Genomic DNA, 24,436 nt, shown 5'->3' on the forward strand with positions numbered 1-24,436 from the left:
GCACCGTTCGACCCCGGAAGCCCGGATTCCCCCCGAGGTTGGACCCATGGCACACACACGGGGAACACAGTCGGACTTCGAGCGCCTGCGGGAGCAGGCGGTGGCACTGCGACGCGCCGGCTACAGCCTCCGGCAGATCCGCGACGAGCTGAAGATCTTCAACAACGACCTCCTCGGGCGACTGGTCAAGGGCGAGCCCCCACCCGCCTGGACCACTCGTCCCCGGGCGAAGGACGACCTCCGCGAGCGGGCCCGCGAGCTGCGACTCCGGGGCTGGACGTACGACCGGATCCAGTTGGAGCTGGGCTGCTCGAAGAGCTCGATCTCCCTGTGGGTACGGGACCTGCCGAAGCCGGAGCGGAAGCGAAGTCGGGAGGAGTCCGCGGCCATCGCCCGGCGGGGCTGGGAGGAGAAGCTGCGGATCCGGGACGAGGAGCGTCGGCGTACCAAGGAGGCGGCCAAGCAGGCGGTCGGGGACCTGTCACCGCGCGAGCTCTTCCTGGTGGGCGTGGGGCTCTACTGGGCGGAGGGCGGCAAGGACAAGCCGTACGACCGCCGCGAGAAGGTGATCTTCGTGAACAGCGACCCCGGAATGATCCGGGTCTTTCTCGCCTGGCTCGACCAGATGGGCGTGGAGCGCTGCCGCCTGCGGTACACAGTCATGATCCACGAGAGGGCCGATGCCGCGGCCGCCGAGCAGTACTGGGCCGACCTGGTCGGGGCCGACCGCTCCGCGTTCAACAAGACGGCCCTCAAGCGGCACACCCCCAGGACGGCCCGCAAGAACACGGGCGATTCCTATCGCGGCTGCCTCGGCCTCAAAGTCCTCAAGGGTGCCGACTTGTACCGTCGCATCGAGGGTGCCTGGTACGGCATAGTGGAGTCCGCACGCGTTGCCGATCAATGAAATCGGACAGAGTGCGCATACCATCCCGGATCGTCTAAGGGCAGGACAAACGGTTTTGGTCCGTTGAATGAGGGTTCGAATCCTTCTCCGGGAGCCACGGCACACATGAGCCAGGTTCGGGCCCTGACCTCCCCGTCAGGGCCCGCTCTCATGTCGCCTCAGGAACGCCCCGGTATCCTGCGGATGTCCACCCCACCCCAGAAGCCGAAGGGCATCCCCGTGAGCGCCATCCGCCCGGCCGCCGTCGTCGTTCTCGCAGCGGGTGAGGGCACCCGTATGAAGTCGGCCACACCCAAGGTCCTGCACGACATCTGCGGCCGTTCCCTCGTCGGGCATGTACTCGCCGCCGCGCGCGAGTTGGAGCCCGAGCACCTCGTCGTCGTCGTGGGCCACGCCCGGGAGAAGGTCGGCGCGCATCTCGCCGAGATCGACCCGGACGTCCGCACGGCGGTCCAGGCCGAGCAGAACGGCACCGGCCACGCCGTCCGGATGGGCCTGGAGGAGCTGGGCGGCGCCGTCGACGGGACCGTGGTCGTCGTGTGCGGCGACACCCCGCTGCTCACCGGTGAGACGCTGCGGCGCCTGGCCGGTACGCACCAGGAGGACGGCAACGCCGTCACCGTGCTCACCGCCGAGGTCCCCGACGCCACCGGCTACGGCCGGATCGTCCGGGACGGCTCCGGCGCCGTCACCGCGATCGTCGAGCACAAGGACGCCTCCGCGGCCGAGCGTGCGATCCATGAGATCAACTCGGGCGTCTTCGCCTTCGACGGGCAGCTGCTCGCCGAGGCCCTGAAGAAGGTCAGGACCGACAACAGCCAGGGCGAGGAGTATCTGACCGATGTCCTCGGCATCCTGCGGGCGGCCGGGCACCGGGTCGGCGCCTCGGTCACGGGCGACCACCGGGAGATCGCCGGCATCAACAACCGTGTGCAGCTGGCCGAGGCGCGCCGCATCCTCAACGACCGGCTGCTGACGTCGGCGATGCTGGCGGGCGTCACGGTGGTGGACCCGGCGACGACATGGGTCGATGTGACGGTGACCTTCGAGCAGGACGCGGTGGTGCAGCCGGGGACGCAGCTGACCGGGGCGACGCACATCGGTGAGGGTGCCGAGGTGGGGCCCAACTCGCGGCTGAAGGACACCCGGGTGTGTGCGGGGGCGCGGGTGGACAACACGGTGTCGGACGGCGCGGTCGTGGGGCCGCAGGCGTCGGTGGGTCCGTACGCGTATCTGCGGCCGGGGACGCGGCTGGGCGTGAAGTCCAAGGTCGGTACGTATGTGGAGACCAAGAACGCCGCGATCGGCGAGGGCACGAAGGTGCCGCACCTGTCGTACGTCGGGGACGCGACGATCGGCGAGTACACCAACATCGGTGCGGCGAGCGTGTTCGTGAACTACGACGGGCAGGACAAGCACCACACGACGGTCGGCTCGCACTGCCGCACCGGTTCGGACAACATGTTTGTGGCTCCTGTCACGATCGGGGACGGTGCGTACACCGCGGCGGGCTCCGTGATCACCAAGGATGTGCCGCCCGGTTCGCTGGCCGTGGCCCGTGGTCAGCAGCGGAATATCGAGGGCTGGGTGGCCCGCAAGCGTCCGGGAAGCGCGGCGGCGAAGGCGGCCGAGACGTCGTCCCGGGAGCCGGGCGGCGAGGACTGAGCGGAAACAGGTGCGCCGGACACGGCGTACCGTGAGAAGTGCACACCCGTACCCCCACCAGCCGAGACGGCCTGCGTATCCCGCGGGTGCGCGGTTGCGCAAGGCCTCTCGCACCATGCTGAGAACACCTCTGAGGAGACAGTGCCGTGACCGGGTTCAAGACGACCGGCCAGAAGAAGTTGATGTTCTTCTCCGGCCGCGCCCACCCCGAGCTTGCCGAGGAGGTCGCCCACCAGCTGGGTGTCGGGGTTGTCCCGACGAAGGCCTTCGACTTCGCGAACGGTGAGATCTACGTTCGCTATCAGGAGTCGGCGCGCGGTGCCGACTGCTTCCTGATCCAGAGCCACACGGCGCCGATCAACAAGTGGATCATGGAGCAGTTGATCATGATCGACGCGTTGAAGCGTGCGTCGGCCCGCTCCATTACGGTGATCGTGCCCTTCTACGGTTACGCGCGGCAGGACAAGAAGCACCGCGGACGTGAACCGATTTCGGCGCGTCTGATCGCCGATCTGATGAAGACGGCCGGGGCGGACCGGATCCTCACCGTGGATCTGCACACGGACCAGATCCAGGGCTTCTTCGACGGTCCGGTGGACCACCTGTTCGCGCTGCCGCTGCTGGCGGACTACGTGGGCCAGAAGGTGGACCGGAACAAGCTGACCGTGGTGTCGCCGGACGCGGGCCGGGTGCGGGTCGCGGACCGCTGGTGCGACCGGCTGGGCGCGCCGCTGGCGATCGTGCACAAGCGCCGCGACAAGGACGTGGCGAACCAGGTGACGGTGCACGAGGTCGTCGGTGATGTGAAGGGCCGTATCTGCGTCCTGGTCGACGACATGATCGACACCGGTGGCACGATCTGCGCGGCCGCGGACGCCCTGTTCGCGCACGGCGCGGAGGACGTCATCGTGACGGCGACGCACGGTGTGCTGTCGGGTCCGGCGGCGGACCGTCTGAAGAACTCGAAGGTGAGCGAGTTCGTCTTCACGAACACGCTGCCGACGCCGGGTGAGCTGGAGCTCGACAAGATCACGGTGCTGTCGATCGCGCCGACGATCGCGAGCGCGGTGCGCGAGGTGTTCGAGGACGGCTCGGTCACGAGCCTGTTCGACGAGCAGTGACGGCTGCCCGGGTCGGGGGCCGGTGAGGGTGCCGGGCCGCTGATCCGGCGCCGCCGATGATCCTTTTGGGTACGGCCTCCCCTCCGAGTAGACTTCTCGAGTTGCTCGGCGAGGGAGGCCGTACTCATGTACGGCTGTCCGTTATCGACGCGCTCTTCGTAGCAGGCCGTTCGTGGCCGGGTGACCACGTTCGCTGACTGTTTTCTACGAGGAGTGATCATGTCCGAGGTGAAGATCGCCGCCGAGACGCGCACCGAGTTCGGCAAGGGTGCCGCCCGTCGTGTCCGCCGCGAGCACAAGGTTCCGGGTGTCCTGTACGGGCACGGCACCGAGCCGCTGCACCTGACGCTGCCGGGCCACGAGCTGCTGATGGCGCTGCGTACCCCGAACGTCCTGATCTCGCTGGACATCGACGGCAAGACCAACGAGCTGGCGATCCCGAAGGCCGTGCAGCGCGACCCGCTGAAGGGCTTCCTGGAGCACGTCGACCTGCTGCTGGTCAAGCGCGGCGAGAAGGTCACGGTCGAGGTTCCGGTGCACGCCGAGGGCGAGCTGGCCCCGGGCAACAACCTGCTGGAGCACGTGCTCGTGGCGCTTCCGGTCGAGGCCGAGGCCACGCACATCCCCGAGGCCGTGACGGTGTCGGTGGAGGGCCTGGAGGCCGGTGCCTCGGTCCACGCCAAGGACATCTCGCTGCCCAACGGCGTGACGCTGGCCGTCGACGAGGACGCGGTGGTCCTCCAGGTGCTGGCCGCGCAGGCCGAGGAGGCCCCGGAGGCCGAGGAGGCCGAGGGCGAGGAGGCCGCCGCCGAGGACTGATCCTCGCGGTCGTTGTTTCGTCGTTTCGTCAGCCGCTGTTCCCGGGTGGGGCAGCGGCTGGCGCGTATCAAGGAGACATGGACGTGACGACCGAAGCGGGCGGTCCCTGGCTGATCGTGGGTCTGGGGAATCCGGGGCCCGAGTATGCGATGAACCGGCACAACGTGGGGTTCATGGTGGCCGATCTGCTGGCCGGGCGGATCGGCGGGAAGTTCAAGCGGGCGGGCCGGGCGCAGGCGCAGGTCGTGGAGGGGCGGATCGGTCCGCCGGGTCCCGCGAACCGCCGGGTGGTGCTGGTGAAGCCGATGTCGTACATGAATCTCTCGGGCGGCCCGGTGAACGCGCTGCGGGACTTCTACAAGGTGCCGGCGGCGAATGTGGTGGCCGTGCACGACGAGCTGGACATCGACTACGGGACGCTGCGGCTGAAGCTGGGCGGCGGGGACAACGGGCACAACGGGCTGAAGTCGGTCACCAAGGCGATGGGCGCGGAGTACCACCGGGTGCGGTTCGGCATCGGGCGTCCGCCGGGGCGGATGCAGGTGGCGGATTACGTGCTGAAGGACTTCTCCTCGGCGGAGCGCAAGGAGCTGGACTACTTCGTGGACCGTGCGGCGGACGCGGTGGAGTGTCTGGTGATCGAGGGGCTGGAGCGGGCGCAAAGCACGTACAACTCCTGACGTGTCCGTCGGCGGGACGGCCGGGAGTTGACCGGGAGTGCAGGCATGGCCAAGGAGCGCGGCCATGTCGGGGGACCGGGCAGTACGTGATGCTGACCAAGGGCCGCGAGCAGGGCACGATGACGGTGTCCGGGTGTTCCGGTGAGGTGTGCGCGGACCCGTACGCGCCGTTGTCGGCGAGGTCCGCGGCGCGCGGACGGGTGGGGCTGCGGTCACCGGTGGGGGTACGGGCGGGCGAGGTCCTGACGGTGGCGGTGAAGCCGGACTCCGACGAGGTGGTGCGAACGGGTCCGGGAGGTGTGCTCTACGCCTGGATTCCGCTGGCGGGCGCGCTGCTGCTGGCGTCGGTGGTGGTGGCCGGGGGGGCTGCGGGCGACGCGTACGGCCTGGGTGATGGCGGGAGCGGGGGTGGCGTTCCTGGCCTTGTAGTAAGGCCGCCCGGGATTCGACAACAGCACGGTGCCCCCGTACGCAGTGCGTACGGGGGCACCGTGCTGTGTGCCGACGAGGGTCAGCCGGTGTTGCGCAGTCCGGCCGCGACACCGTTGACGGTCAGCAGCAGGGCGCGGGCGAGCAGCGGGTCGGGTTCGGCGCCGGTGGCGGCGGCGTCGCGCTGGCGCTTGAGCAGGGCGACCTGGAGGTAGGAGATCGGGTCGAGGTAGGCGTCGCGGATGGCGAAGGTCTGCTGGAGGGCGGGGTCGGCCTCCAGCAGTTCCTTCTCGCCGGTGATCCGCAGGACCTCGCTGACGGTCAGTTCGTGCTCGGCCCGGATGGTCTCGAAGACGTGCTTGAGTTCGCCGGGGACGAGGGTGTCGACGTAGTGACCGGCGATCCGCAGGTCGGTCTTGGCGAGGGTCATCTCGACGTTGGAGATGAAGTTGCGGAAGAAGTGCCAGTGTTCGTGCATCTCGCGGAGCACGGTGTCGCCCTCGTCCCGCAGGCCCGCCTCGCGCAGTGCCTTGAGGCCGGAGCCGACGCCGTACCAGCCGGGGACGATCTGCCGGGACTGGGTCCAGCCGAAGACCCAGGGGATGGCGCGGAGCCCGTCGAGGCCGGCACCGGAGTCGGGACGGCGGGAGGGACGGGAGCCGAGGTGGAGTTCGGCGAGCTGGTCCACGGGGGTGGAGGCGAAGAAGTAGGCGGGGAGGTCGGGGTCCTCGACCAGGCGGCGGTAGGCCGAGTGGGCGGCTTCGGAGGCGACGTCCATGGCGGCGTCCCAGCGGGCGAGCGCCTCGTCGGACTGACGGGGTGCCGTGTGCAGGGCGGACGCCTGGAGGGTGGCGGCGACCGTGAGTTCGAGGTTCTCCCGGGCGAGGGACGGGATGAGGTACTTGTCGGAGATGACCTCGCCCTGCTCGGTGACCTTGATCTCGCCCTCGAGGGTGCCCCAGGGCTGGGCGAGGATCGCGTCGTGGGTGGGGCCGCCGCCGCGGCCTACGGTGCCGCCGCGGCCGTGGAAGAGGCGCAGCCGTACGCCGTAGCGGTGGGCGACGTCGCGCAGGCGGCGCTGGGCGCGGTGGATCTCCCACTGGGAGGTGGTGATGCCGCCGAACTTGGAGGAGTCGCTGTAGCCGAGCATGACCTCCTGGACGTCGCCGCGGAGCGCGACGAGACGCCGGTAGGAGGGGTCGGCGAGCATGTTCTCCAGGATGGTGTCGGCGGCCTTGAGCTCGTCCGTGGTCTCCAGGAGGGGGACAATGCCGATCTTCGCCCAGCCGGCGTGCAGGTCGACGAGGCCCGCCTCGCGGGCGAGGACGGCGGCGGCGAAGACGTCGTCGGCGCCCTGGCACATGGAGATGATGTACGACTCGATGACCTCGGGGCCGAAGACGTCCAGGGCCCGCCGGGCGGTCTCGAAGACGCCGAGGGTCTTGGTGCCCGCGGCGTCGAGGGGGGCGGGGGTGGGGGCGAGGGGGCGCCGGGAGCGCAGTTCCTTGGCGAGGAGCTTGTGCCGGTACTCGCGCGGCATGTCGTCGTAGCGCCAGGATTCCTCGCCGAGCCGGTCGAAGAGCTGTCCGAGGGCGTGGTGGTGGGCGTCGGCGTGTTCGCGGACGTCCATGGTGGCGAGCTGGAGCCCGAAGGCGGCCAGGGTGCGGATGGTGCGGGCGAGGTGGCCGTCGGCGAAGAGGTGGCCGCGGTGGGCGCGCAGCGAGGTCTGGACGATCCGGAGGTCGTTCAGGAGTTCGGTGGTGCCCAGGTAGTCGCGGCCGGGCTGGTGCCGGGTGCCCTTGGCGAGGCGCTTCCTGGTGTTCAGGAGCTTCTGCCGGATGCAGGTGGCCTTGAGGCGGTAGGGCTCTTCGGCGTTCAGGCGCTTGTAGCGGGGGCTGATGCCGGTGAGCCGGTCGAGGTCGGCCTGGAGGGAGTCCAGGAGTTCCTGGGTGGCGCCGGTGTAGCGGATGGACTGGGAGAGCAGGGCGCGCAGCTCGTCGATCATCTCCAGGGCGTCGTTGATGCCGTGCTCGTGCTGGAGGATGAGGACGTCCCAGGTGACCTCGGGGGTCACATTGGGGTTGCCGTCGCGGTCGCCGCCGATCCAGGTGCCGAAGGTGAGGGGGCGGGTGTGGTCGGGGAGCTTGACGCCGACCCGCTCCAGTTCGGCGGTGAGGTCCTCCAGGACGTCGCCGACGGCTCCGGCGTGGAGTTCGTCCAGGTAGTAGATGGCGTTGCGGGCCTCGTCGGCGGGTTCGGGGCGGACCACCCTGAGTTCGTCGGTCTGCCAGACGAGGTCGATGTTCTCAGCGAGCCGGGTGTCGTGGCGGCGCCGGTCGCTCTCGATGACCGGGGTGTCCAGGAGCGCGGCGATGCGGCGCAGCTTGTTGAGGACGGAGCGGCGGGCGGCTTCCGTGGGGTGCGCGGTGAAGACGGGGCGCACATTGAGGTTGCCGACGGTGTCGCGCAGGTGCTCGGGGTCGGCGTCCTTGAGGCGGTCGGCGGTGCGGGAGAGGAGTCCGCCTTCGGCGGCGCGCCGGGCGCGCAGCTCGCGGCCGCGGTGGACCTGCTCGGTGACGTTGGCGAGATGGAAGTAGGTGGAGAAGGCGCGCACCAGCTTGGCGGCGGTCTCCAGTTCGGTGCCACGCAGCAGTTCGGCGGCGGCCTCCCCGTCCTCACGGGTCAGCCGGCGGACTCGCTCGACCAGGTCCAGGAGTTCGGGGCCCTCCTGCCGGACGAGGGTCTCGCCGAGCAGATCACCCAGTCGGCGGATGTCGGCGCGCAACTCGCTGCTGGTCGTCGTGGTCTGGTCGTCGGCACTGCTCACAGGTGCGGCTCCTTGCAGTGGTGAAGCTCGTCTGGGAGGGGGCCCCGGACGGGTGCCGCGCGGCGGGTACCGCATGCGGACCGGGCATCCGGGAAGAAATCAGAGCGGACCGCGCTGTCCGACCGGTTCCCAGGATAGGTGTCCACACGGACGCGCAGGCTCGCGGGCTCTTGCCGGTGGGCGGCGCACTGCCATACTTACGTCGCCGTAGGTTACGGAGCCGTAGGGTCTCCCGTCAGTTCCCGGGGGCATCCTGCACTCCGTATTCCGGGCATCTGCCTCGACCCTCGACCCCACAGGGGACGCCCCATGGCCACAAGCTCCGATGTGATCGATGACGCCCCGCAGGCGCCCGACGACACTCCGCTGCCCTCGGCGACGCTGGGCGGCGAACAGAAGCGTTCGATCGAGCAGATCACGCTGCTGATGTTCATCGCGGTCCCGTTCCTGGCGCTGGTCGCGGCGGTGCCGCTGGCCTGGGGATGGGGTGTGAGCTGGCTCGATCTGGGCCTGCTGGTCTTCTTCTACTACCTGGGCTGCCACGGCATCACGATCGGTTTCCACCGTCACTTCACCCATGGCTCGTTCAAGGCGAAGCGGCCGCTGAAGATCGCTCTGGCGATCGCGGGGTCGATGGCCGTGGAGGGGCCGCTGGTGCGCTGGGTGGCCGATCACCGCAAGCACCACAAGTTCTCGGACGCGGAGGGCGACCCGCACTCTCCGTGGCGTTACGGGGAGACGGTGCCGGCGCTGATGAAGGGCCTGTGGTGGGCCCATATCGGCTGGATGTTCGACGAGGAGCAGACGTCCCAGGAGAAGTACGCGCCGGATCTGGTCAAGGACCCGGCGCTGCGGGCGGTCTCCCGCCAGTTCGTGCTGTGGACGGGCCTGTCGCTGCTGCTGCCGCCGCTGATCGGCGGTCTGGTGACGATGTCCTGGTGGGGCGCCTTCACGGCGCTGTTCTGGGGGTCGCTGGTGCGGGTGGCGCTGCTGCACCATGTGACCTGGTCGATCAACTCCATCTGCCATGCGGTGGGCAAGCGGCCGTTCAAGTCGCGCGACCGTTCGGGGAACGTGTGGTGGCTGGCGGTCCTGTCGTGCGGTGAGTCCTGGCACAACCTGCACCACGCGGATCCGACGTCGGCGCGGCACGGTGTGGAGCGGGGGCAGCTGGACTCCTCGGCGCGGATCATCCGCTGGTTCGAGCTGCTGGGCTGGGCGTATGACGTGCGCTGGCCGTCACGCTCCCGTATCGATTCCCGGCGTGCCGCCGACGGGGAGGGCTCCCGGCGCGGGAGGACGACCGCCGGCACGGCATGATTGACGGCGTGGCGACCGACTCCTCCAGCACTCCCCGAACGACCGGCACCGACAAACCGCGGCGCGTCCGGCGCACCCGGATGACCGGGGCGGAGCGCCGCCAGCAGTTGCTGGAGATCGGCCGGACGCTGTTCGCCGCGAAGGGGTTCGAGGGCACGTCGGTGGAGGAGATCGCGGCGAAGGCCGGGGTCTCCAAGCCGGTGGTGTACGAGCACTTCGGCGGCAAGGAGGGCCTGTACGCGGTGGTGGTGGACCGCGAGATGCGGCGCCTGCTGGAGATGGTGACGAGTTCGCTGACGGCCGGGCATCCGCGTGAGCTGTGCGAGCAGGCGGCCTTCGCACTGCTGGACTACATCGAGGAGTGCACGGACGGCTTCCGGATCCTGGTGCGCGATTCGCCGATTCCGCAGTCGACGGGGTCCTTCGCCTCGCTCATCTCGGACATCGCCACGCAGGTGGAGGACATCCTGGGCCGTGAGTTCAAGAGCCGGGGCTTCGATCCGAAGCTCGCCCCGCTGTACGCGCAGGCGCTGGTCGGGATGGTGGCGCTGACGGGCCAGTGGTGGCTGGACGTGCGCCGTCCGAAGAAGGCCGAGGTGGCGGCGCATCTGGTGAACCTGGCGTGGCACGGTCTGGACGGCCTGGAGCCGAAGCCGCGGCTGATCGGTCACCGCAAGAACTGACGCCCGGGGGCGTTGATCACCCGATGTGATGACCTTTGTCGGTTCCGGCCGCTACGGTGGGTACACGGTCCGAGAATCCCGTTCATGGGAGGAATCACCATGTCTGCCGAGCCGTTCGCCGCACACGAGTCCGAGCCCGGCATCCACCTGCCCGTGCCGCCGCCCGAGGGCTTCACGGTCGATGATTTGTTCACCCTGCCGGACCTCCCGCCGCACACCGAGTTGATCGACGGGAGCTTGGTCTTCGTGAGTCCGCAGCGGAATTTCCATATGCTGATGATCTACTTGCTGGCTCATGGGCTGCGGTCGACCGTGCCGGGCCATCTCAAGGTCAAGCAGGAGATGACGGTCGTGCTCGACCGTCGCAACGCTCCGGAGCCGGACATCAGCGTGATCCGTGCGGACGCGGACACCGGTCTTGAGCAGACCCGCTTCGCGGCGGAGGACGTGCTCCTCGCCGTGGAGGTGGTGTCCCCCGATTCCGAGGCGCGCGATCACGAGGCCAAGCCGCTGAAGTACGCGGCCGCCGGGATCCCGTGTTTCTGGCTGGTCGAGATGGCCGAGGGCAATCAGCACCCGGTGGTCCGCACCTATGAGCTGGACCCGGTCAACAAGGTCTACGCCCTGACCGGCATCCACCACGACAAGCTGGACCTCACCGTGCCCTACAGCATCGACATCGACATCACCCTGGACGCCCTCAGGCGTCTGTAGCCACCGGCTCCAGGAATTCCAGCCGGTTCCCCACCGGATCCTCCGAGTAGAAGCGCCGATGGCCCGGCAGATTGCCGTCCCAGGTGACGGTGGCGCCCCGGGCGGCGAGCCGGGCGGCGTAGGTCTCGATGCCGGTGACCCGCAGTCCCGGGTGCGCCTTCCGTGCGGGCCGGAAATCCTCTTCGACGCCCAGGTGCAGTTGCACCGTGCCCGCCTGGAACCAGCAGCCGCCGCGCGCGGCGAGCACCGGCGGTTTGGGGATCTCGGTCATGCCGAGCACATCCGCGTAGTACGCGCGCAGCAGGTCCTCCGAGCCGGGCGGGGCCGCGAGCTGGACGTGGTCGACGGCGGTGAGCATCGCTCAGCCCTTCCTGGTCGCGACGGCGAAGATGCGGCGGAAGGGGAAGACCGTGCCGTGGGCGGTGGCCGGGTAGGCCGTGCGCAGGGCGGCGCGGTAGTCGGTGAGGAAGTCCTCCGCCTCCTCGCCCAGCTCGGTGAGGATCGGGCGCAGGCCGGTGCCCTTCACCCAGTCCAGGACCGGGTCCTCGCCCTGGAGCAGATGCAGATAGGTGGTCTCCCAGACGTCCGCGGCGCAGCCGGTGCCGATGAGGTGTTCCAGATAGGCCTCGGGGGTGAGGACGGCGTCGTCGTGGCGGAGGGTGTCGGCGAGGCGGTCCTTCCAGCGGGCGGAGTGGGCGAGTTCCCGCATCAGCCGGTGGCTCGGGGAGTCGAAGTTTCCGGGGACCTGGAAGGCGAAGACGCCGCCGGGCCGCAGTGCCGCCACCCAGTCGGGGAATCGTCCGGCGTGTTGGGGCACCCATTGCAGGGTGGCATTGCTGATGATCAGGTCGTACGGCTCCGAGGGCGTCCAGGTGCGGGCGTCGGCGTGGGCGAAGTCGAGCCGCCCGCCGCCCCCGGTGGGGCCCTCGTGGTGGGTGTGGGCCCCGTCGAGCATCTCGGGCGAGTTGTCGTAGCCGGTGATGTGCGCGGTGGGCCAGCGGTCGGCGAGCAGGGCGGTGACATTGCCGGGGCCGCAGCCGAGGTCGGCGATGCGGAGCGGGTGTCCGGGCCCCGGTTCGGGTACCCGGGCGAGCAGGTCGAGGAAGGGACGGGCGCGGTGACCGGCGTGGCGGAGGTACTGGGCGGGATCCCAGGTGGGCGCGGCGGGCATGGCGGGGCCTCCTCGTGGTGCACGGTTCGATGTCCGCGTACGGAGGTGTCACCCCCGTTCGACGACACCTCCGTACACCTCGTCCATCCTCGTACCCCAACTATCTCGACGTCAAGAGACTTCACATGAAGAGACTTCACGTCGACACAACCACTACACTGGCCGCCATGGAGGACGAGGTCGATCGGCTGGTCGCGGCATGGCGCAGGGAGCGCCCGGACCTCGACGTGGAACCGCTCGAGGTCCTCAGCCGGGTGAGCAGACTGGCCCGGCATCTCGACCGTGCGCGGCGACTGGCGTTCTCCGAGCACCAGTTGGAGCCCTGGGAGTTCGACGTCCTCACCGCGCTGCGCCGGGCGGGCAGCCCCTATCAGCTCTCCCCCGGCCAGTTGCTGACGCAGACTCTGGTGACCTCGGGCACCATGACCAACCGCGTCGACCGCCTGGCCAAGAAGGGCCTGGTGGAACGGCTGCCCGACCCCAGCGACCGCCGGGGGGTGCTGGTGCGCCTCACCGACGAGGGCCGGGACCGGGCGGACCAGGCGCTCGCCGGGCTGCTCGCCCAGGAGCGCGCGATCCTGGCGGAGCTGAGCGCGGCCCAGCGCGGTGAACTGGCCGCGCTGCTACGCCAGCTGACCGCCCCGTTCGACAACATCCCCGGCTAGAGCGTGTCTCTTTGATGGGTTGGTCAGTTGATCGGATGTGTCTGTCCGATTAGTGATCACCGATGCTATGTGGGACCGGATCGAGCCGCTGATGCCAGCCGATCCGGTCCGCGGGCGGCGATGGGCCGACCATCGCCGCACTCTTGAGGCCATCGCGTGGAAGTACCGCACCAACTCGCCCTGGCGGGACCTTCCCGACGAGCTCGGCTCCTTCCAGACCGCTCACAAACGGCTGATCAGATGGGCGATCGACGGCACTTGGGAGATGATCCTCGCCGCCGTCCTGGCGGCAGCGGACGCCGACGACGACCTCGACTGGACGGTGTCAGTGGACTCCACGGTCGTCCGGGCCCACCAGCACGCTGCTGGAGCACGCAAAAGGGGGCGGCCCGCCCGGAAGAGCCCGCCGATCACGCGCTGGGACGCTCCCGCGGCGGGCTGAGCACCAAGGTCCACCTGGCCGCGGACGGCCACGCTCGGCCCCTGGCCTTCACCGTCACCGCAGGCCAGGCAGGTGATGCACCCGCCTTCGAAACGGTGATGTCCCGCATCCGCGTGCCCCGCACCGGCCCTGGCAGGCCCAGGACCCGGCCCTTAACGGTTCTGGCCGACCGGGCTTACTCTTCACGTGCCATCCGCAGCCACCTGCGGCGCCGGGGCATCCGTGCGGTCATCCCGCAGCCGTCCGACCAGGTGGGCCACCGACTGCGGCGAGGCCGACTCGGTGGCCGTCCGCCCGCCTTCGACAGCGAGGCATACAAGCAGCGGAACACCGTCGAGCGGTGCATCAACCGCCTCAAGCAGTGGCCGCGGCCTGGCCACCCGCACCGACAAGCTGGCGATCGCCTACCAGGCCGCACTCCACCTCGCGGGCATCCTCATCTGGACCCGGCGCTGACCAAAGAGACAGAACCTAGGTCGGCCGGGCCGACCCCGGCGCGGCGGGCGAGGGCGACGGCGGCCAGGGTGGAGTGGACGCCCAGCTTCCCCAGCACGTTCTGCATATGGGTGCGGACGGTGTGCGGGGAGAGGAACAGCCGCTCGGCGACGGCCTTGCGGCCGAGCCCGGCGACCATGCACCGCAGCACCTCCCGCTCCCGGGGCGTCAGGGACTCCACCAGCCGCTCGCTCTCGGTGCGGTGCTTGCGGGCCGCGGTCAGCTCCCGCAGGACACCGGTGAGCAGGGCGGGCGGAAGGTGTGTCTCGTCCCGCAGCACGCCCCGTATGACGGTGAGCAGCCGGGACAGCGAGCAGTCCTTGGCGACCCAGCCGGAGGCACCGGCGCCCAGCGCCAGGGCCGCCCGGCGCGGGTCGTCCTTCTCGGCGAGGACGACGGTCTTCACGCCCGGATGCCCGGAGCGGACCCCGGTCACCAGGGAGATGCCGTCGACGAGCCCGTCCTTGTCGGCCTCCTGGACGGGGACCGCCAGACGCGGTCCGGGCAGATTCCCGCCGAGGTCCGCGTCGACGAGCATCACATCGAATCTGCGCCCGTCCGCGGCCGCCCGGTCCAGGCAGCGCAGGGCTGCCGGACCGCTGCCCGCGGCGGACACGTCGACATCGGGCTCCGCGGCCAGGGCGGCCGCGAGCGACTCGGCGAAGATGCGGTGGTCGTCGACGACCAGGACTCGGATGCGCACCACTGAAAAACCCCCACTGCTCGGGGGACGTCCGGCGCGCGTACGACGCCCGGCATGTTCCCCGGTTTGTCCGCCTGGGAAGGGCGCCGCCCGGCACGGCAGCCGCCGTGCCGGAACTGCTACCCCCGCCCCGGGCGTCGTACCCGACTGTTTCGCCCCCTGATCAGCACCGGCCCCCACCGGCGCTGTTCATCACAGGGTAGGGCCGTGGGCCTGGAGCGGAAGGACATTTGCAGAACTGGTTGGCCAGGGCGTTTATGGTGTGCCGCATGTTTCGTATCGAGGCGGAAGTCGACAACGAGCGGCGCGATCTGCTCCGCGCACGGCTGCGGGAGACGAACACGGCGGCCTCACCGGTGCTGCGCGCGCTGCGCGGCACCCCGGCGGAGCGCGATGTCCCGCTCCAGGTCTGGGCGTGGGACGCGGCGGGGGAGCCGGCAGGCGGACTGGCCGGTCACACCTGGGCCGCCTGGCTGCATGTGGACCTGCTGTGGGTGGACGACCGCCATCGCGGGGCGGGCCTGGGCGCGCGGCTGCTCGCCGAGGCGGAGCGCCTGGCGCGCGAGGAACACGGCTGTGTGGCCGCGCGCCTGGAGACCTGGGACTTCCAGGCGCCGGACTTCTACCGGAAGCAGGGCTACGACGTGGTGGGCGTGGTCCCCGACTATCCGCCGGGGACCACGGAGTACACGCTGGTGAAGAGGCTCAGTCCAGTCGGCGGGCCCCGGCCGACGGCGCCGCCGGGAACACCCGGGGCGCCGTGAATCCGGCGGCGGCGAAGGCCTCCTCGACCGCCTTGGCCACGGTGTCCGCGTCCGCGGCCTCCGTCAGGACGACCGCCGAGCCGCCGAAGCCGCCACCCGTCATCCGGGCGCCCAGCGCGCCGGACGCGTTCGCCGTGTCCACCACCAGGTCCAGTTCCGGGCAGGAGATCCGCAGGTCGTCCCGCAGGGAGAGATGACCCGCCGTCAGCAGCGGCCCGATCGCCCGGACCTCGCCCGCGTCCAGCAGGGCGGCGACCTCCGCCACCCGGCGGTCGTCGGAGACCACATGGCGCACATAGCGGCGCACCCGCTCGTCCGACAGGCGCGCGAGAGCGTGCGGCAGGTCCTCGTAGGCGATGTCCCGCAGATGCGAGACCCCGAGCTGCCGCGCGCCCTCCTCGCACCCCGCGCGCCGCTCGGCGTACGCCCCGTCGCCCAGCGCGTGCTGGACCCGGGTGTCGACGACGAGGAGTGCGAGCCCCCGGGCCGTGAGGTCGAAGGGGATCTGGCGGGTGGACAGGTCACGGCAGTCCAGATGGAGGGCGTGGCCCTCGGTGCCGCACGCGGACGCCATCTGGTCCATGACGCCGCAGGGCACGCCGACGAAGTCGTTCTCCGCGCGCTGGGCGATCCGCGCCAGCTCGGGGCGGCTCAGGCCGAGCCCGTAGAGGTCGTTGAGCGCGAGGGCGGTGACCACCTCCAGGGCCGCCGAGGACGACAGGCCCGCGCCCGTCGGCACCGTCGAGGACAGATGGAGGTCGGCGCCGGTGACCGGGTGGCCCGCCCGGCGCAGCGCCCAGACGACGCCCGCCGGGTAGGCGGCCCAGCCGTGGCCCTCCTGCGGGGTCAGGGCGTCGGCGTCGAGTTCGACGACCGGGCCCTGGATGTCCGCCGAGTGCAGGCGCAGTACGCCGTCGGTGCGGCGGGAGACCGCGGCGAGGGCGGTGTGCGGCAGGGCGAACGGCATCACGAAGCCCTCGTTGAAGTCCGTGTACTCGCCGATCAGGTTGACCCGGCCCGGGGCCGACCAGATCCCCTCGGGTGCCCTGCCGTAGAGGCCCGTGAAGCCCTCGCGTACGCCCACCTGCTACTCCCTTGTGATGTTCTGTGCGAACTCCCAGGCGTCCGCGACAATGCCCGCGAGGTCCGCCCGGGAGGGGTTCCAGCCGAGCCGCTCGCGGGCGGTGTCCGCGGAGGCGACCAGGACCGCCGGGTCGCCGCCCCGGCGCGGGGCCATGACCTCGGGGATCGGGTGGCCGGTGACCCGGCGGACGGTCTCGACGACCTCGCGCACCGAGAAGCCGTTGCCGTTGCCGAGGTTGCAGATCAGGTGCTCGCCGGGGGTGGCGGCGTCCAGGGCCAGCAGATGGGCCTCGGCGAGGTCCGCGACATGGATGTAGTCGCGGACGCAGGTGCCGTCCGGGGTCGGGTAGTCGTCGCCGAAGACGGAGATGGCCTCCCGGCGGCCCTGGGCGACCTGGAGGACGAGCGGGATCAGGTGGGACTCCGGGTCGTGGCGCTCGCCGCAGCTGCCGTAGGCGCCCGCCACGTTGAAGTAGCGCAGGGAGACCGCGCCCAGGCCGTGCGCGGCCGCCTCGCCGCTGATCATGTGGTCGACGGCGAGCTTGGAGGCGCCGTAGGGGTTGGTGGGCCGGGTCGGGGCGGTCTCGACGATCGGCACCTGCTCGGGCTCGCCGTAGGTGGCCGCGGTGGAGGAGAAGACCAGCTTGCGCACGCCCGTCTCGCGCATCGCGCCGAGCAGCGCCATGGTGCCGCCGACGTTGTTGTCCCAGTACTTCTCGGGCTTGACGACGGACTCGCCGACCTGGGAGAACGCGGCGAAGTGCAGGACGGCGTCGAAGCCGGGGTCCAGCCACTTGGCGGCGTCACGGATGTCGCCCTCGATCAGGGAAGCACCGGCCGGCACACCCTCGCGGAAGCCGGTGGAGAGGTTGTCGAGCACGACGACCTCGTGGCCCGCCTCCAGCAGATGCTGCGCGACCACACTGCCCACATAACCGGCCCCACCGGTGACCAGGTACTTCCCACTCATGAACTCGCTACCTCTCGCAGTCGCTGGGCCGCGGATTCCGGCGGCACGTCGTTGATGAACACGTTCATGCCGGACTCGGAACCCGCGAGGAACTTCAGCTTGCCGGAAGTGCGGCGAATGGTGAAAAGCTCGAGGTGGAGGGCGTAGTCGTCACGGCCGACGACGGTGCCGCCGCACTCCTCGGGCGCGCCGAACGGTGCCTGGTGCCAGGCGGAGATGTACGGCGTCGGAGCCTCCTGCTCACCGAAGATCCGGTCGAAGCGTGCCAGGAGCTCCAGATACACCCGGGGGAACTCGGCGCGGACGGCCTCGTCCAGGGCGAGCAGGTCCGGGACGCGGCGCCGGGGGTAGAGGTGGACCTCGTAGGGCCAGTGCGCGGCGTAGGGGACGAAGGCGACCCAGTGCTCGGTGCGCAGGACGACCCGTTCACCGGCCAGCTCGCGTGCCAGGACGGCGTCGAAGAGGTTCTCGCCGCCGGTGGCGGCCTTGTGGGCGGCGACCGAGCGGAGCATGAGGGCGGTGCGCGGGGTGGTGAAGGGGTAGGCGTAGATCTGGCCGTGGGGGTGGCCGAGGGTCACGCCGATCTCCCGGCCGCGGTTCTCGAAGCAGAAGACCTGCCGGACGGAGGGCAGGTGGGACAGCTCCGCGGTGCGGTCGGTCCAGGCGTCCAGGACCAGCCGGGCCTGCTCCTCGGTGAGGTCGGCGAAGGACGCGTGGTGGTCGGGGGTGAAGCAGACGACCTCGCAGCGCCCGGAGTCCCCGGCGAGCGAGGGGAAGCGGTTCTCGAAGACCACGACGTCGTAGCCGGAGTCGGGGATCTCGCTCAGCCGGTCCCCGTCGGAGGGGCACAGCGGGCATTCGTCGGCGGGCGGCAGATAGGTGCGGCCCTGACGGTGGGAGGCGACGGCGACCGAGTCGCCGAGCAGCGGGTCCCGGCGGATCTCGGAGGTGGTGACGGTCCGCTCCAGCGGGCGGCGGTCGGGTGCGTCCCGTACGACGTCGTCGCGGAGGTCGTAGTAGATGAGTTCGCGACCGTCGGCCAGCCGGGTCGGGGTCTTCTTCACGACGCCTTGCCTTTCTGCTGCACTGCCGGACGCCTCATCCGTACCGGGGCCGCCCTTCAAACATAACCCAACACAACAAATCACAACCCACCACACCAGTCAACATCACAATCCAACAAAGAGCATCATCAAAACTGTTCAAAAATCGAACGAGGGGGCGTAGGTTCCGCACAGTTCGGTTCACGCAACGAAGCGAGTACTCATGCAGATCCCCGTTCCTTTGGCCGACGGCCCCACAGTGCTGGCCGCCGGGCTCAGACTCCCGACCAACGGACTCGACTACGCGATCCTCGCGATCTACTTCGTCGTGGTCCTGGGCATCGGCTTCGCCGCCCGCCGCTCCGTGAAGACCAGCCTCGACTTCTTCCTCTCCGGGCGGTCCCTGCCTGCCTGGATCACCGGTCTGGCGTTCATCTCGGCGAACCTGGCCGCCACCGAGATCCTCGGCATGGCCGCCAACAGCGCCCAGTACGGCGCCTACACCGTGCACTGGTACTGGATCGGCGCCATCCCGGCCATGGTCTTCCTGGGCCTGGTGATGATGCCCTTCTACTACGGCTCCAAGGTCCGCTCGGTCCCCGAGTTCCTGCTGCTCCGCTTCAACAAGTCGGCGCATCTGCTCAGCTCCGCCCTGTTCGCCTTCGCCGCCATCCTGATCGCCGGGGTGAACCTCTACGCCCTCGCGATCGTCGTCCAGGCGCTGCTCGGCTGGCCGCAGTGGGTGGCGATCGTGGTCGCCGGATTCTTCGTCCTCGCCTACATCACCCTCGGCGGGCTGTCCTCCGCGATCTACAACGAGGTGCTCCAGTTCTTCGTGATCCTTGCGGCCCTCATCCCGCTCACCGTGCTGGGCCTGAAGAAGGCGGGCGGCTGGGACGGGCTGACCGACAAGCTCAGCGCCGCCCACGGCCATGACTTCGTCACCGCGTGGGGCGGCACCGGCATCGGCCACGCCAACCCGCTGGGCGCCAACTGGCTGACCATCGTCCTCGGCCTCGGCTTTGTGCTCTCCTTCGGCTACTGGACCACCAACTTCGCCGAGGTGCAGCGCGCCCTGTCCGCGAAGAACCTCTCCGCCGCCCGGCGCACCCCGCTGATCGCCGCCTTCCCGAAGATCTTCATCGTGTTCCTGGTGATGATCCCGGGCCTGGTCGCCGCCGCCCTGGTCCCGAACATCGGCACCTCCGGCTCCGGCCTCCAGTACAACGACGCCATCCCCTATCTGATGCAGGAGCTGCTGCCCAACGGCGTGCTCGGCATCGCGGTGACCGGGCTGCTCGCCGCCTTCATGGCCGGCATGGCCGCCAACGTCTCGTCCTTCAACACGGTGTTCACCAACGACATCTGGGCGAAGTACGTGGTCAAGGACCGCGAGGACGCCTACTACGTGCGCTTCGGCCGCCTCATCACCGCCATCGGCGTACTGGCGTCGGTCGGCACCGCGTTCCTGGCGTCCTCCTTCTCCAACATCATGAGCTACCTCCAGACGCTGTTCTCCTTCTTCAACGTGCCGATGTTCGTGGTCTTCATCGTCGGCATGTTCTGGAAGCGCGCGTCCGCCGCGTCCGGCTTCTGGGGTCTGCTGGCCGGCACCGTGACCGCGATGGTCAACTACTTCGTCATCTACAAGCACGGCATCATCGGCATCCCCTCCGACCAGGGCGCCAACTTCGTCTCCGCGATCGCCGGATTCGTCGCCGGGGCGGTCGTCATGGTGGCCGTGTCGCTGTTCACCAAGCCGAAGCCGGAGGAGAGCCTTCAGGGGCTGGTGTACGGCACCCGGTCCCCGGGGCTGACCGAGCCGCCCGCCGCGGGCGACGACGCCTGGTACCGCAAGCCCGCCCTGCTCGGCTGGGGCGCGGTCGTCCTCGCCGCCGCCTGCTACATCCCGTTCTCGATCTGACCGCGGGAGGATGGAAAGACCATGTCCGAGTACTCCGAGCACGACGTCCAGCGCCAAGTCACCGAGCTGGAGGGCAAGTCCGCCACCGCCGCCCGCATCTTCGACCTGCGCCGCATCATCGGCGGCCTGTTCCTGCTCTACGGCGTGATCGTCATGATCGCGGGCTTCACGGCCTCCGACGCCGACATCGCCAAGGCGCAGGGCGTCAACATCAACCTGTGGACGGGCCTGGGCATGCTGCTCCTCGGCCTCTTCTTCCTGGCCTGGCTCAAGCTGCGCCCGATGGCCCCGCCGAGCCCGCCGGAAGCGGAGGAGAAGACGTCCGAGTGACCGGGACGACCGGCCGGGGATCCACTCGCCGTGACCCCGGCCGTGCGCTCGGCGGCGGCCGGGCGGGCCTTGGCCGAGGCCGCGGGCGGGGTGGACCCGGCTACCGAAGGGCTCCGGGTGCGGTGGGCGGCGGGGCCGCCCGGTCCAGGAGCCCGGTCCGGGCTGCCAGTGCCGCCGCCTCCAGCCGGGAGCCGACGCCCAGTTTCATCAGGACCCGCTGCACATGGGTGCGGGCCGTCGACGGTGCTATTCCCATACCGGCCGCGATCAGCCGGGTGTCCTCGCCGTCGGCGACCCGCACCAGGACCTCCACCTCGCGCGGGGTGAGCATTCCCAGCAGCCGCTGACCCTCGTCGTCCGGCTGCGCCGCCGGGTTGAGCAGCTCACTGAACGCGCCCTGCAACAGCTGCGGCGCCACCGCCGCCTCCCCCGCCCGCGCCTTCATGATCGCCCGCTCGACACCCTCGATGCGCTCGTCGTGCCGCACATAGCCCGCGGCCCCCGCGGCGAACGCCGCCGCGATGCCCCGCGGGTTCGGCACCGGCCCGAGCACCAGCACCGCCACCTGCGGACGCTCCCGCTTGATGCGCACCACCGGGTCGAAGACCCCCGGCTCGGCGGGGGCCGCCGTGCCCAGCAGACACACCTCCGGCGCCCTGCTGATCACCAGTTCCGCCGCCCCCGCGGCGGGCGCGGCCGCGGCGAGCACCCGGTGCCCCCGCAGCTTCAGCGCCGAGGCCAGCGCCTCGGCGAGCAGTCGGTGGTCGTCGACCACCATGAGCCGCACTCCCATCGAGCAACCCCCCAGTCCCCCCGTGGATGCCCACGATGGATGCCCACCGGCCCGTACGGACAGAGGCCCCCCGGCACATCTCCCCGCCCTTCATGTCCCCGGAAGCTACACGCTTGTTCGACGTCGCGCTTCCCTTACCGGTGAGAAGCATCCCGGATTACCGAAATCCCGCCCATACGCGCCTGATGAGGGGTACGGGCAGGGCCCCGCCCCCGAACAGGAGCGAGGCCCGCATCGCGCGCGCCCGCGCACGCCTTCGCGCCGATCACCCGGGGCGTACTGCCGTGCTGCCGGGTCCGGCAGCACGGCAGTACGGCCCGGGGCCAGGTCAGGCGTCTTCCGCGAGTTCCAGCCAGCGCAGCTCCAGTTCCTCGCGCTCGCCCACGAGTTCGCGCAGCTCGGCGTCCAGACCGGCCACCTTCTCGAAGTCCGTGGCGGACTCGGCGATCTGCTCGTGCAGCTTGCTCTCCCGCTGGGAGATCTTGTCCAACTGCCGTTCGATCCGCTGGAGTTCCTTCTTGGCGGCCCGGGTGTCGGCGGCCGAGACCGCGGGCTTGGCGGCCGCGGCCACCGGGGAGGCCGCCGCGACGGCCTCCTCCATCCGGTGGCGCCGCTCCAGGTACTCGTCGATGCCCCGGGGCAGCATCCGCAGCGTGGCGTCGCCGAGGAGGGCGAACACCCGGTCGGTGGTGCGCTCCACGAAGAACCGGTCGTGGGAGATTACGATCATCGAGCCGGGCCAGCCGTCGAGCAGGTCCTCCAGCTGGGTGAGGGTCTCGATGTCCAGGTCGTTGGTGGGCTCGTCGAGGAACAGCACGTTCGGCTCGTCCATGAGCAGGCGCAGCAGCTGGAGCCGCCGCCGCTCACCGCCGGACAGGTCCCCGACCGGGGTCCACTGCTTCTCCTTGGTGAAGCCGAAGGTCTCGCAGAGCTGGCCCGCGGTCATCTCGCGCCCCTTGCCGAGGTCGACCCGCTCGCGGACCTGCTGCACGGCCTCCAGCACCCGCAAGGACGGGTCGAGTTCGGCGACCTCCTGGGAGAGGTAGGCGAGCTTGACGGTCTTGCCCACGGCGACCCGGCCGCCGACGGGCTGCTTCTCCCCGTCGCTGCGGGCGGCGTCGGCCAGCGCCCGCAGCAGGGAGGTCTTGCCCGCGCCGTTCACCCCGACCAGGCCGATGCGGTCGCCGGGGCCGAGCTGCCAGGTGATGTGCTTGAGCAGCACCTTGGGACCGGCCTGCACCGTGACGTCCTCAAGCTCGAAGACGGTCTTCCCGAGCCGGGAGGAGGCGAACTTCATCAGCTCGCTGCTGTCCCGCGGCGGCGGCACGTCCTTGATCAGCTCATTGGCGGCCTCGACGCGGAAGCGGGGCTTGGAGGTGCGGGCGGGCGCGCCGCGCCGCAGCCAGGCCAGCTCCTTGCGGACCAGGTTCTGCCGCTTGGCCTCCTCCGTGGCGGCGATGCGCTCGCGCTCGGCCCGGGCGAAGACATAGTCCGAGTAGCCGCCCTCGTACTCATGGACCCGGCCCCGCTGCACGTCCCACATCCGGGTGCACACCTGGTCCAGGAACCACCGGTCGTGGGTGACGCACACCAGCGCGGAGCGGCGCTCGCGCAGATGGCTGGCGAGCCAGGAGATGCCCTCGACGTCGAGGTGGTTGGTGGGCTCGTCGAGGACGATCAGGTCCTGCTCGGCGATCAGCAGCTTGGCGAGCGCGATACGGCGGCGCTCACCGCCGGACAGGGGGGCGATGACGGTGTCCAGGCCCTGCGGGAAGCCGGGCAGGTCCAGCCCGCCGAACAGGCCGGTGAGCACGTCCCGGATCTTGGCGTTGCCCGCCCACTCGTGGTCGGCCATGTCCCGGATGACCTCGTGCCGGACGGTGGCCGCGGGGTCCAGGGAGTCGTGCTGGGTGAGCACGCCGAGGCGCAGCCCGCCGGAGTGGGTGACCCGGCCGGTGTCGGCCTCCTCCAGCCTGGCGAGCATCCGGATCATGGTGGTCTTGCCGTCGCCGTTGCGTCCGACGACCCCGATCCGGTCACCCTCGGACACGCCGAGGGACACCCCGTCGAGCAGGGCACGGGTGCCGTACACCTTGCTGACGTTCTCGACATTGACCAGGTTGACGGCCATTTCACTCCTGCGCAGGGGGGTCGGTCAGCCTTCAAGCCTAGGGCCTCGGGGACGGGGGGCGGTGCGCGAGGCATTCGTCACTCTTTGTGATGACGTGATCCACAAGCGACCGCTACCTTGGAGGACAGGCAGCAGGATCCCGTCCATGGGAGGAACCATGACCGCCGAGCCCGTCGAGCACCGAGTCCAGTGGCCGGTGCCGCCACAGGACGGCTACACCGTGGATGACCTGTTCACACTGCCGGATCTCCCGCCGCACACCGAGTTGATCGACGGGAGCCTGGTTTTCGTGAGTCCGCAGCGGGATTTCCACAGCATCGTCATCGACCTGCTGGTTCACGGGCTGCGCAGCACGGTTCCGCCGGAGTTGAGGATCCGCCGGGAGATGACCGTCATCCTCGATGCGCGCAACGGACCCGAACCGGACGTCTGCGTCATCCGGGCGGACGCCGTCACGGGACGGGACCGGACGAGCTACAAGGCCGAGGATCTGCTCCTGGCCGTCGAGGTGGTCTCCCCGAGCTCGGCGTCCCGCGACCGCACGACCAAACCGCAGAAGTACGCCGCTGCCGGGATCCCGAACTTCTGGCGGGTCGAGCAGAGCGGGACGGACGAGAACCCGGTCGTTCACGTCTACGAACTCGACCCCCTCACCAAGGCATACGTGCACATGGGCATGCACCGAGAACGGATCAAGGTCGAGCAGCCCTACCCCATCGACATCGACCTGACCGCCATCGACGTCCTCTGACGTGAC

The 24,436-nt window shown here is 70.1% G+C and carries 22 protein-coding genes, 1 tRNA gene and 2 pseudogenes; 16 read left to right on the plus strand and 9 right to left on the minus strand.

The genetic code is table 11. From position 1 onward, the window contains the following. Positions 1-46: 46 nt before the first annotated feature. From ACIHAA_RS21950 to ACIHAA_RS21980, 7 genes and pseudogenes are all read left to right on the plus strand, one after another. Entirely contained in the window at positions 47-907 is an 861-nt protein-coding gene (locus ACIHAA_RS21950; RefSeq protein WP_399819645.1) for a hypothetical protein, read from the plus strand. 23 nt (positions 908-930) lie between these two features. Further along, a tRNA-Gln gene (locus ACIHAA_RS21955) sits at positions 931-1,004 on the plus strand. Positions 1,005-1,126: 122 nt separating this feature from the next. Continuing rightward, on the plus strand, positions 1,127-2,572 hold the full coding sequence (glmU, locus tag ACIHAA_RS21960; RefSeq protein WP_399819861.1) for a bifunctional UDP-N-acetylglucosamine diphosphorylase/glucosamine-1-phosphate N-acetyltransferase GlmU: 1,446 nt from the start codon (positions 1,127-1,129) through the stop codon (positions 2,570-2,572). Positions 2,573-2,718: 146 nt separating this feature from the next. Then, a complete protein-coding gene (locus tag ACIHAA_RS21965; protein WP_399819647.1) occupies positions 2,719-3,693 on the plus strand; it encodes a ribose-phosphate diphosphokinase in 975 nt (324 codons plus the stop codon). Positions 3,694-3,912: 219 nt separating this feature from the next. Then, positions 3,913-4,512: a 50S ribosomal protein L25/general stress protein Ctc gene (locus tag ACIHAA_RS21970; RefSeq protein ID WP_399819649.1), complete on the plus strand. Its 600-nt coding sequence runs from the start codon at positions 3,913-3,915 to the stop codon at positions 4,510-4,512. Between the two features lie 77 nt (positions 4,513-4,589). Next, a complete protein-coding gene (gene pth, locus ACIHAA_RS21975) occupies positions 4,590-5,192 on the plus strand; it encodes an aminoacyl-tRNA hydrolase (RefSeq protein WP_399819651.1) in 603 nt (200 codons plus the stop codon). After that, positions 5,141-5,621, plus strand: a pseudogene (locus ACIHAA_RS21980) (hypothetical protein). Before pth ends, ACIHAA_RS21980 begins: the two are co-directional and overlap by 52 nt. 82 nt (positions 5,622-5,703) lie before the next feature. On the opposite strand, the gene ppc reads toward ACIHAA_RS21980, so the two are convergent. Then, a complete protein-coding gene (gene ppc, locus ACIHAA_RS21985; protein ID WP_399819653.1) occupies positions 5,704-8,448 on the minus strand; it encodes a phosphoenolpyruvate carboxylase in 2,745 nt (914 codons plus the stop codon). 309 nt (positions 8,449-8,757) lie between these two features. On the opposite strand from ppc, the gene ACIHAA_RS21990 reads away from it, so the two are divergent. The 3 genes from ACIHAA_RS21990 (at position 8,758) to ACIHAA_RS22000 (ending at position 11,165) form a co-directional block, all read left to right on the plus strand. Then, on the plus strand, positions 8,758-9,768 hold the full coding sequence (locus ACIHAA_RS21990; RefSeq protein WP_399819655.1) for an acyl-CoA desaturase: 1,011 nt from the start codon (positions 8,758-8,760) through the stop codon (positions 9,766-9,768). Beyond that, a complete protein-coding gene (locus ACIHAA_RS21995) occupies positions 9,765-10,451 on the plus strand; it encodes a TetR family transcriptional regulator (protein ID WP_399819657.1) in 687 nt (228 codons plus the stop codon). Before ACIHAA_RS21990 ends, ACIHAA_RS21995 begins: the two co-directional genes overlap by 4 nt. Before the next feature lie 99 nt (positions 10,452-10,550). After that, on the plus strand, positions 10,551-11,165 hold the full coding sequence (locus ACIHAA_RS22000; protein ID WP_399819659.1) for a Uma2 family endonuclease: 615 nt from the start codon (positions 10,551-10,553) through the stop codon (positions 11,163-11,165). Here the strand turns inward: ACIHAA_RS22000 and ACIHAA_RS22005 are convergent. Together ACIHAA_RS22005 and ACIHAA_RS22010 are read right to left on the minus strand one after the other, a co-directional pair. Beyond that, positions 11,152-11,523, minus strand: coding sequence for a VOC family protein (locus ACIHAA_RS22005; RefSeq protein ID WP_399819661.1), 372 nt, complete (start codon positions 11,521-11,523; stop codon positions 11,152-11,154). The genes ACIHAA_RS22000 and ACIHAA_RS22005 overlap by 14 nt on opposite strands. A 3-nt stretch (positions 11,524-11,526) precedes the next feature. Continuing rightward, positions 11,527-12,336 carry a trans-aconitate 2-methyltransferase gene (locus ACIHAA_RS22010; RefSeq protein WP_399819663.1) on the minus strand — a complete coding sequence of 270 codons (810 nt, stop codon included), beginning with the start codon at positions 12,334-12,336 and terminating at the stop codon, positions 11,527-11,529. Between the two features lie 167 nt (positions 12,337-12,503). Here ACIHAA_RS22010 and tamR point away from each other — a divergent pair, with 167 nt between their 5' ends. Further along, the gene (gene tamR / locus ACIHAA_RS22015) at positions 12,504-13,001 is read left to right on the plus strand and encodes a MarR family transcriptional regulator TamR (RefSeq protein WP_399819665.1); all 498 of its coding nucleotides are present in this window, start codon (positions 12,504-12,506) and stop codon (positions 12,999-13,001) included. A gap of 37 nt (positions 13,002-13,038) precedes the next feature. Continuing rightward, positions 13,039-13,899, plus strand: a pseudogene (locus tag ACIHAA_RS22020) (IS5 family transposase). Here the strand turns inward: ACIHAA_RS22020 and ACIHAA_RS22025 are convergent. Further along, entirely contained in the window at positions 13,880-14,644 is a 765-nt protein-coding gene (locus ACIHAA_RS22025) for a LuxR C-terminal-related transcriptional regulator (RefSeq protein WP_399819667.1), read from the minus strand. The pseudogene ACIHAA_RS22020 and the gene ACIHAA_RS22025 overlap by 20 nt on opposite strands. Positions 14,645-14,898: 254 nt before the next feature. Between ACIHAA_RS22025 and ACIHAA_RS22030 the strand changes: the two genes are divergently transcribed. Beyond that, positions 14,899-15,405, plus strand: a complete 507-nt coding sequence (locus tag ACIHAA_RS22030) for a GNAT family N-acetyltransferase (protein ID WP_399819863.1) — start codon at positions 14,899-14,901, stop codon at positions 15,403-15,405. Here the strand turns inward: ACIHAA_RS22030 and galK are convergent. The 3 genes from galK to galT are packed head-to-tail and all read right to left on the minus strand — an operon-like array spanning position 15,347 to position 18,522. Further along, a complete protein-coding gene (gene galK / locus ACIHAA_RS22035) occupies positions 15,347-16,489 on the minus strand; it encodes a galactokinase (RefSeq protein WP_399819669.1) in 1,143 nt (380 codons plus the stop codon). The two genes, ACIHAA_RS22030 and galK, sit on opposite strands and share 59 nt — an antisense overlap. Before the next feature lie 3 nt (positions 16,490-16,492). Then, on the minus strand, positions 16,493-17,458 hold the full coding sequence (galE, locus tag ACIHAA_RS22040; RefSeq protein WP_399819671.1) for a UDP-glucose 4-epimerase GalE: 966 nt from the start codon (positions 17,456-17,458) through the stop codon (positions 16,493-16,495). Then, positions 17,455-18,522 (minus strand): galactose-1-phosphate uridylyltransferase, encoded by a 1,068-nt coding sequence (gene galT, locus ACIHAA_RS22045; RefSeq protein WP_399819673.1) that lies wholly within the window; start codon positions 18,520-18,522, stop codon positions 17,455-17,457. Before galT ends, galE begins: the two co-directional genes overlap by 4 nt. Positions 18,523-18,724: 202 nt before the next feature. Here galT and ACIHAA_RS22050 point away from each other — a divergent pair, with 202 nt between their 5' ends. Both ACIHAA_RS22050 and ACIHAA_RS22055 read left to right on the plus strand, forming a co-directional pair. Next, positions 18,725-20,425 (plus strand): sodium:solute symporter family protein, encoded by a 1,701-nt coding sequence (locus tag ACIHAA_RS22050; protein WP_399819675.1) that lies wholly within the window; start codon positions 18,725-18,727, stop codon positions 20,423-20,425. Positions 20,426-20,446: 21 nt separating this feature from the next. Further along, complete coding sequence (locus ACIHAA_RS22055; protein WP_399819677.1) at positions 20,447-20,755, plus strand: hypothetical protein; 309 nt, start codon at positions 20,447-20,449, stop codon at positions 20,753-20,755. Positions 20,756-20,855: 100 nt separating this feature from the next. Here the strand turns inward: ACIHAA_RS22055 and ACIHAA_RS22060 are convergent, their stop codons facing one another. After that, positions 20,856-21,548, minus strand: a complete 693-nt coding sequence (locus ACIHAA_RS22060; RefSeq protein WP_399819679.1) for a LuxR C-terminal-related transcriptional regulator — start codon at positions 21,546-21,548, stop codon at positions 20,856-20,858. Positions 21,549-21,876: 328 nt separating this feature from the next. Then, a complete protein-coding gene (locus tag ACIHAA_RS22065) occupies positions 21,877-23,679 on the minus strand; it encodes an ABC-F family ATP-binding cassette domain-containing protein (RefSeq protein ID WP_399819681.1) in 1,803 nt (600 codons plus the stop codon). Positions 23,680-23,836: 157 nt separating this feature from the next. On the opposite strand from ACIHAA_RS22065, the gene ACIHAA_RS22070 reads away from it, so the two are divergent. Then, on the plus strand, positions 23,837-24,430 hold the full coding sequence (locus ACIHAA_RS22070) for a Uma2 family endonuclease (protein WP_399819683.1): 594 nt from the start codon (positions 23,837-23,839) through the stop codon (positions 24,428-24,430). Positions 24,431-24,436: the final 6 nt, after the last annotated feature.

The organism is Streptomyces sp. NPDC052040, assembly GCF_044548405.1.
Lineage (GTDB): Bacteria > Actinomycetota > Actinomycetes > Streptomycetales > Streptomycetaceae > Streptomyces.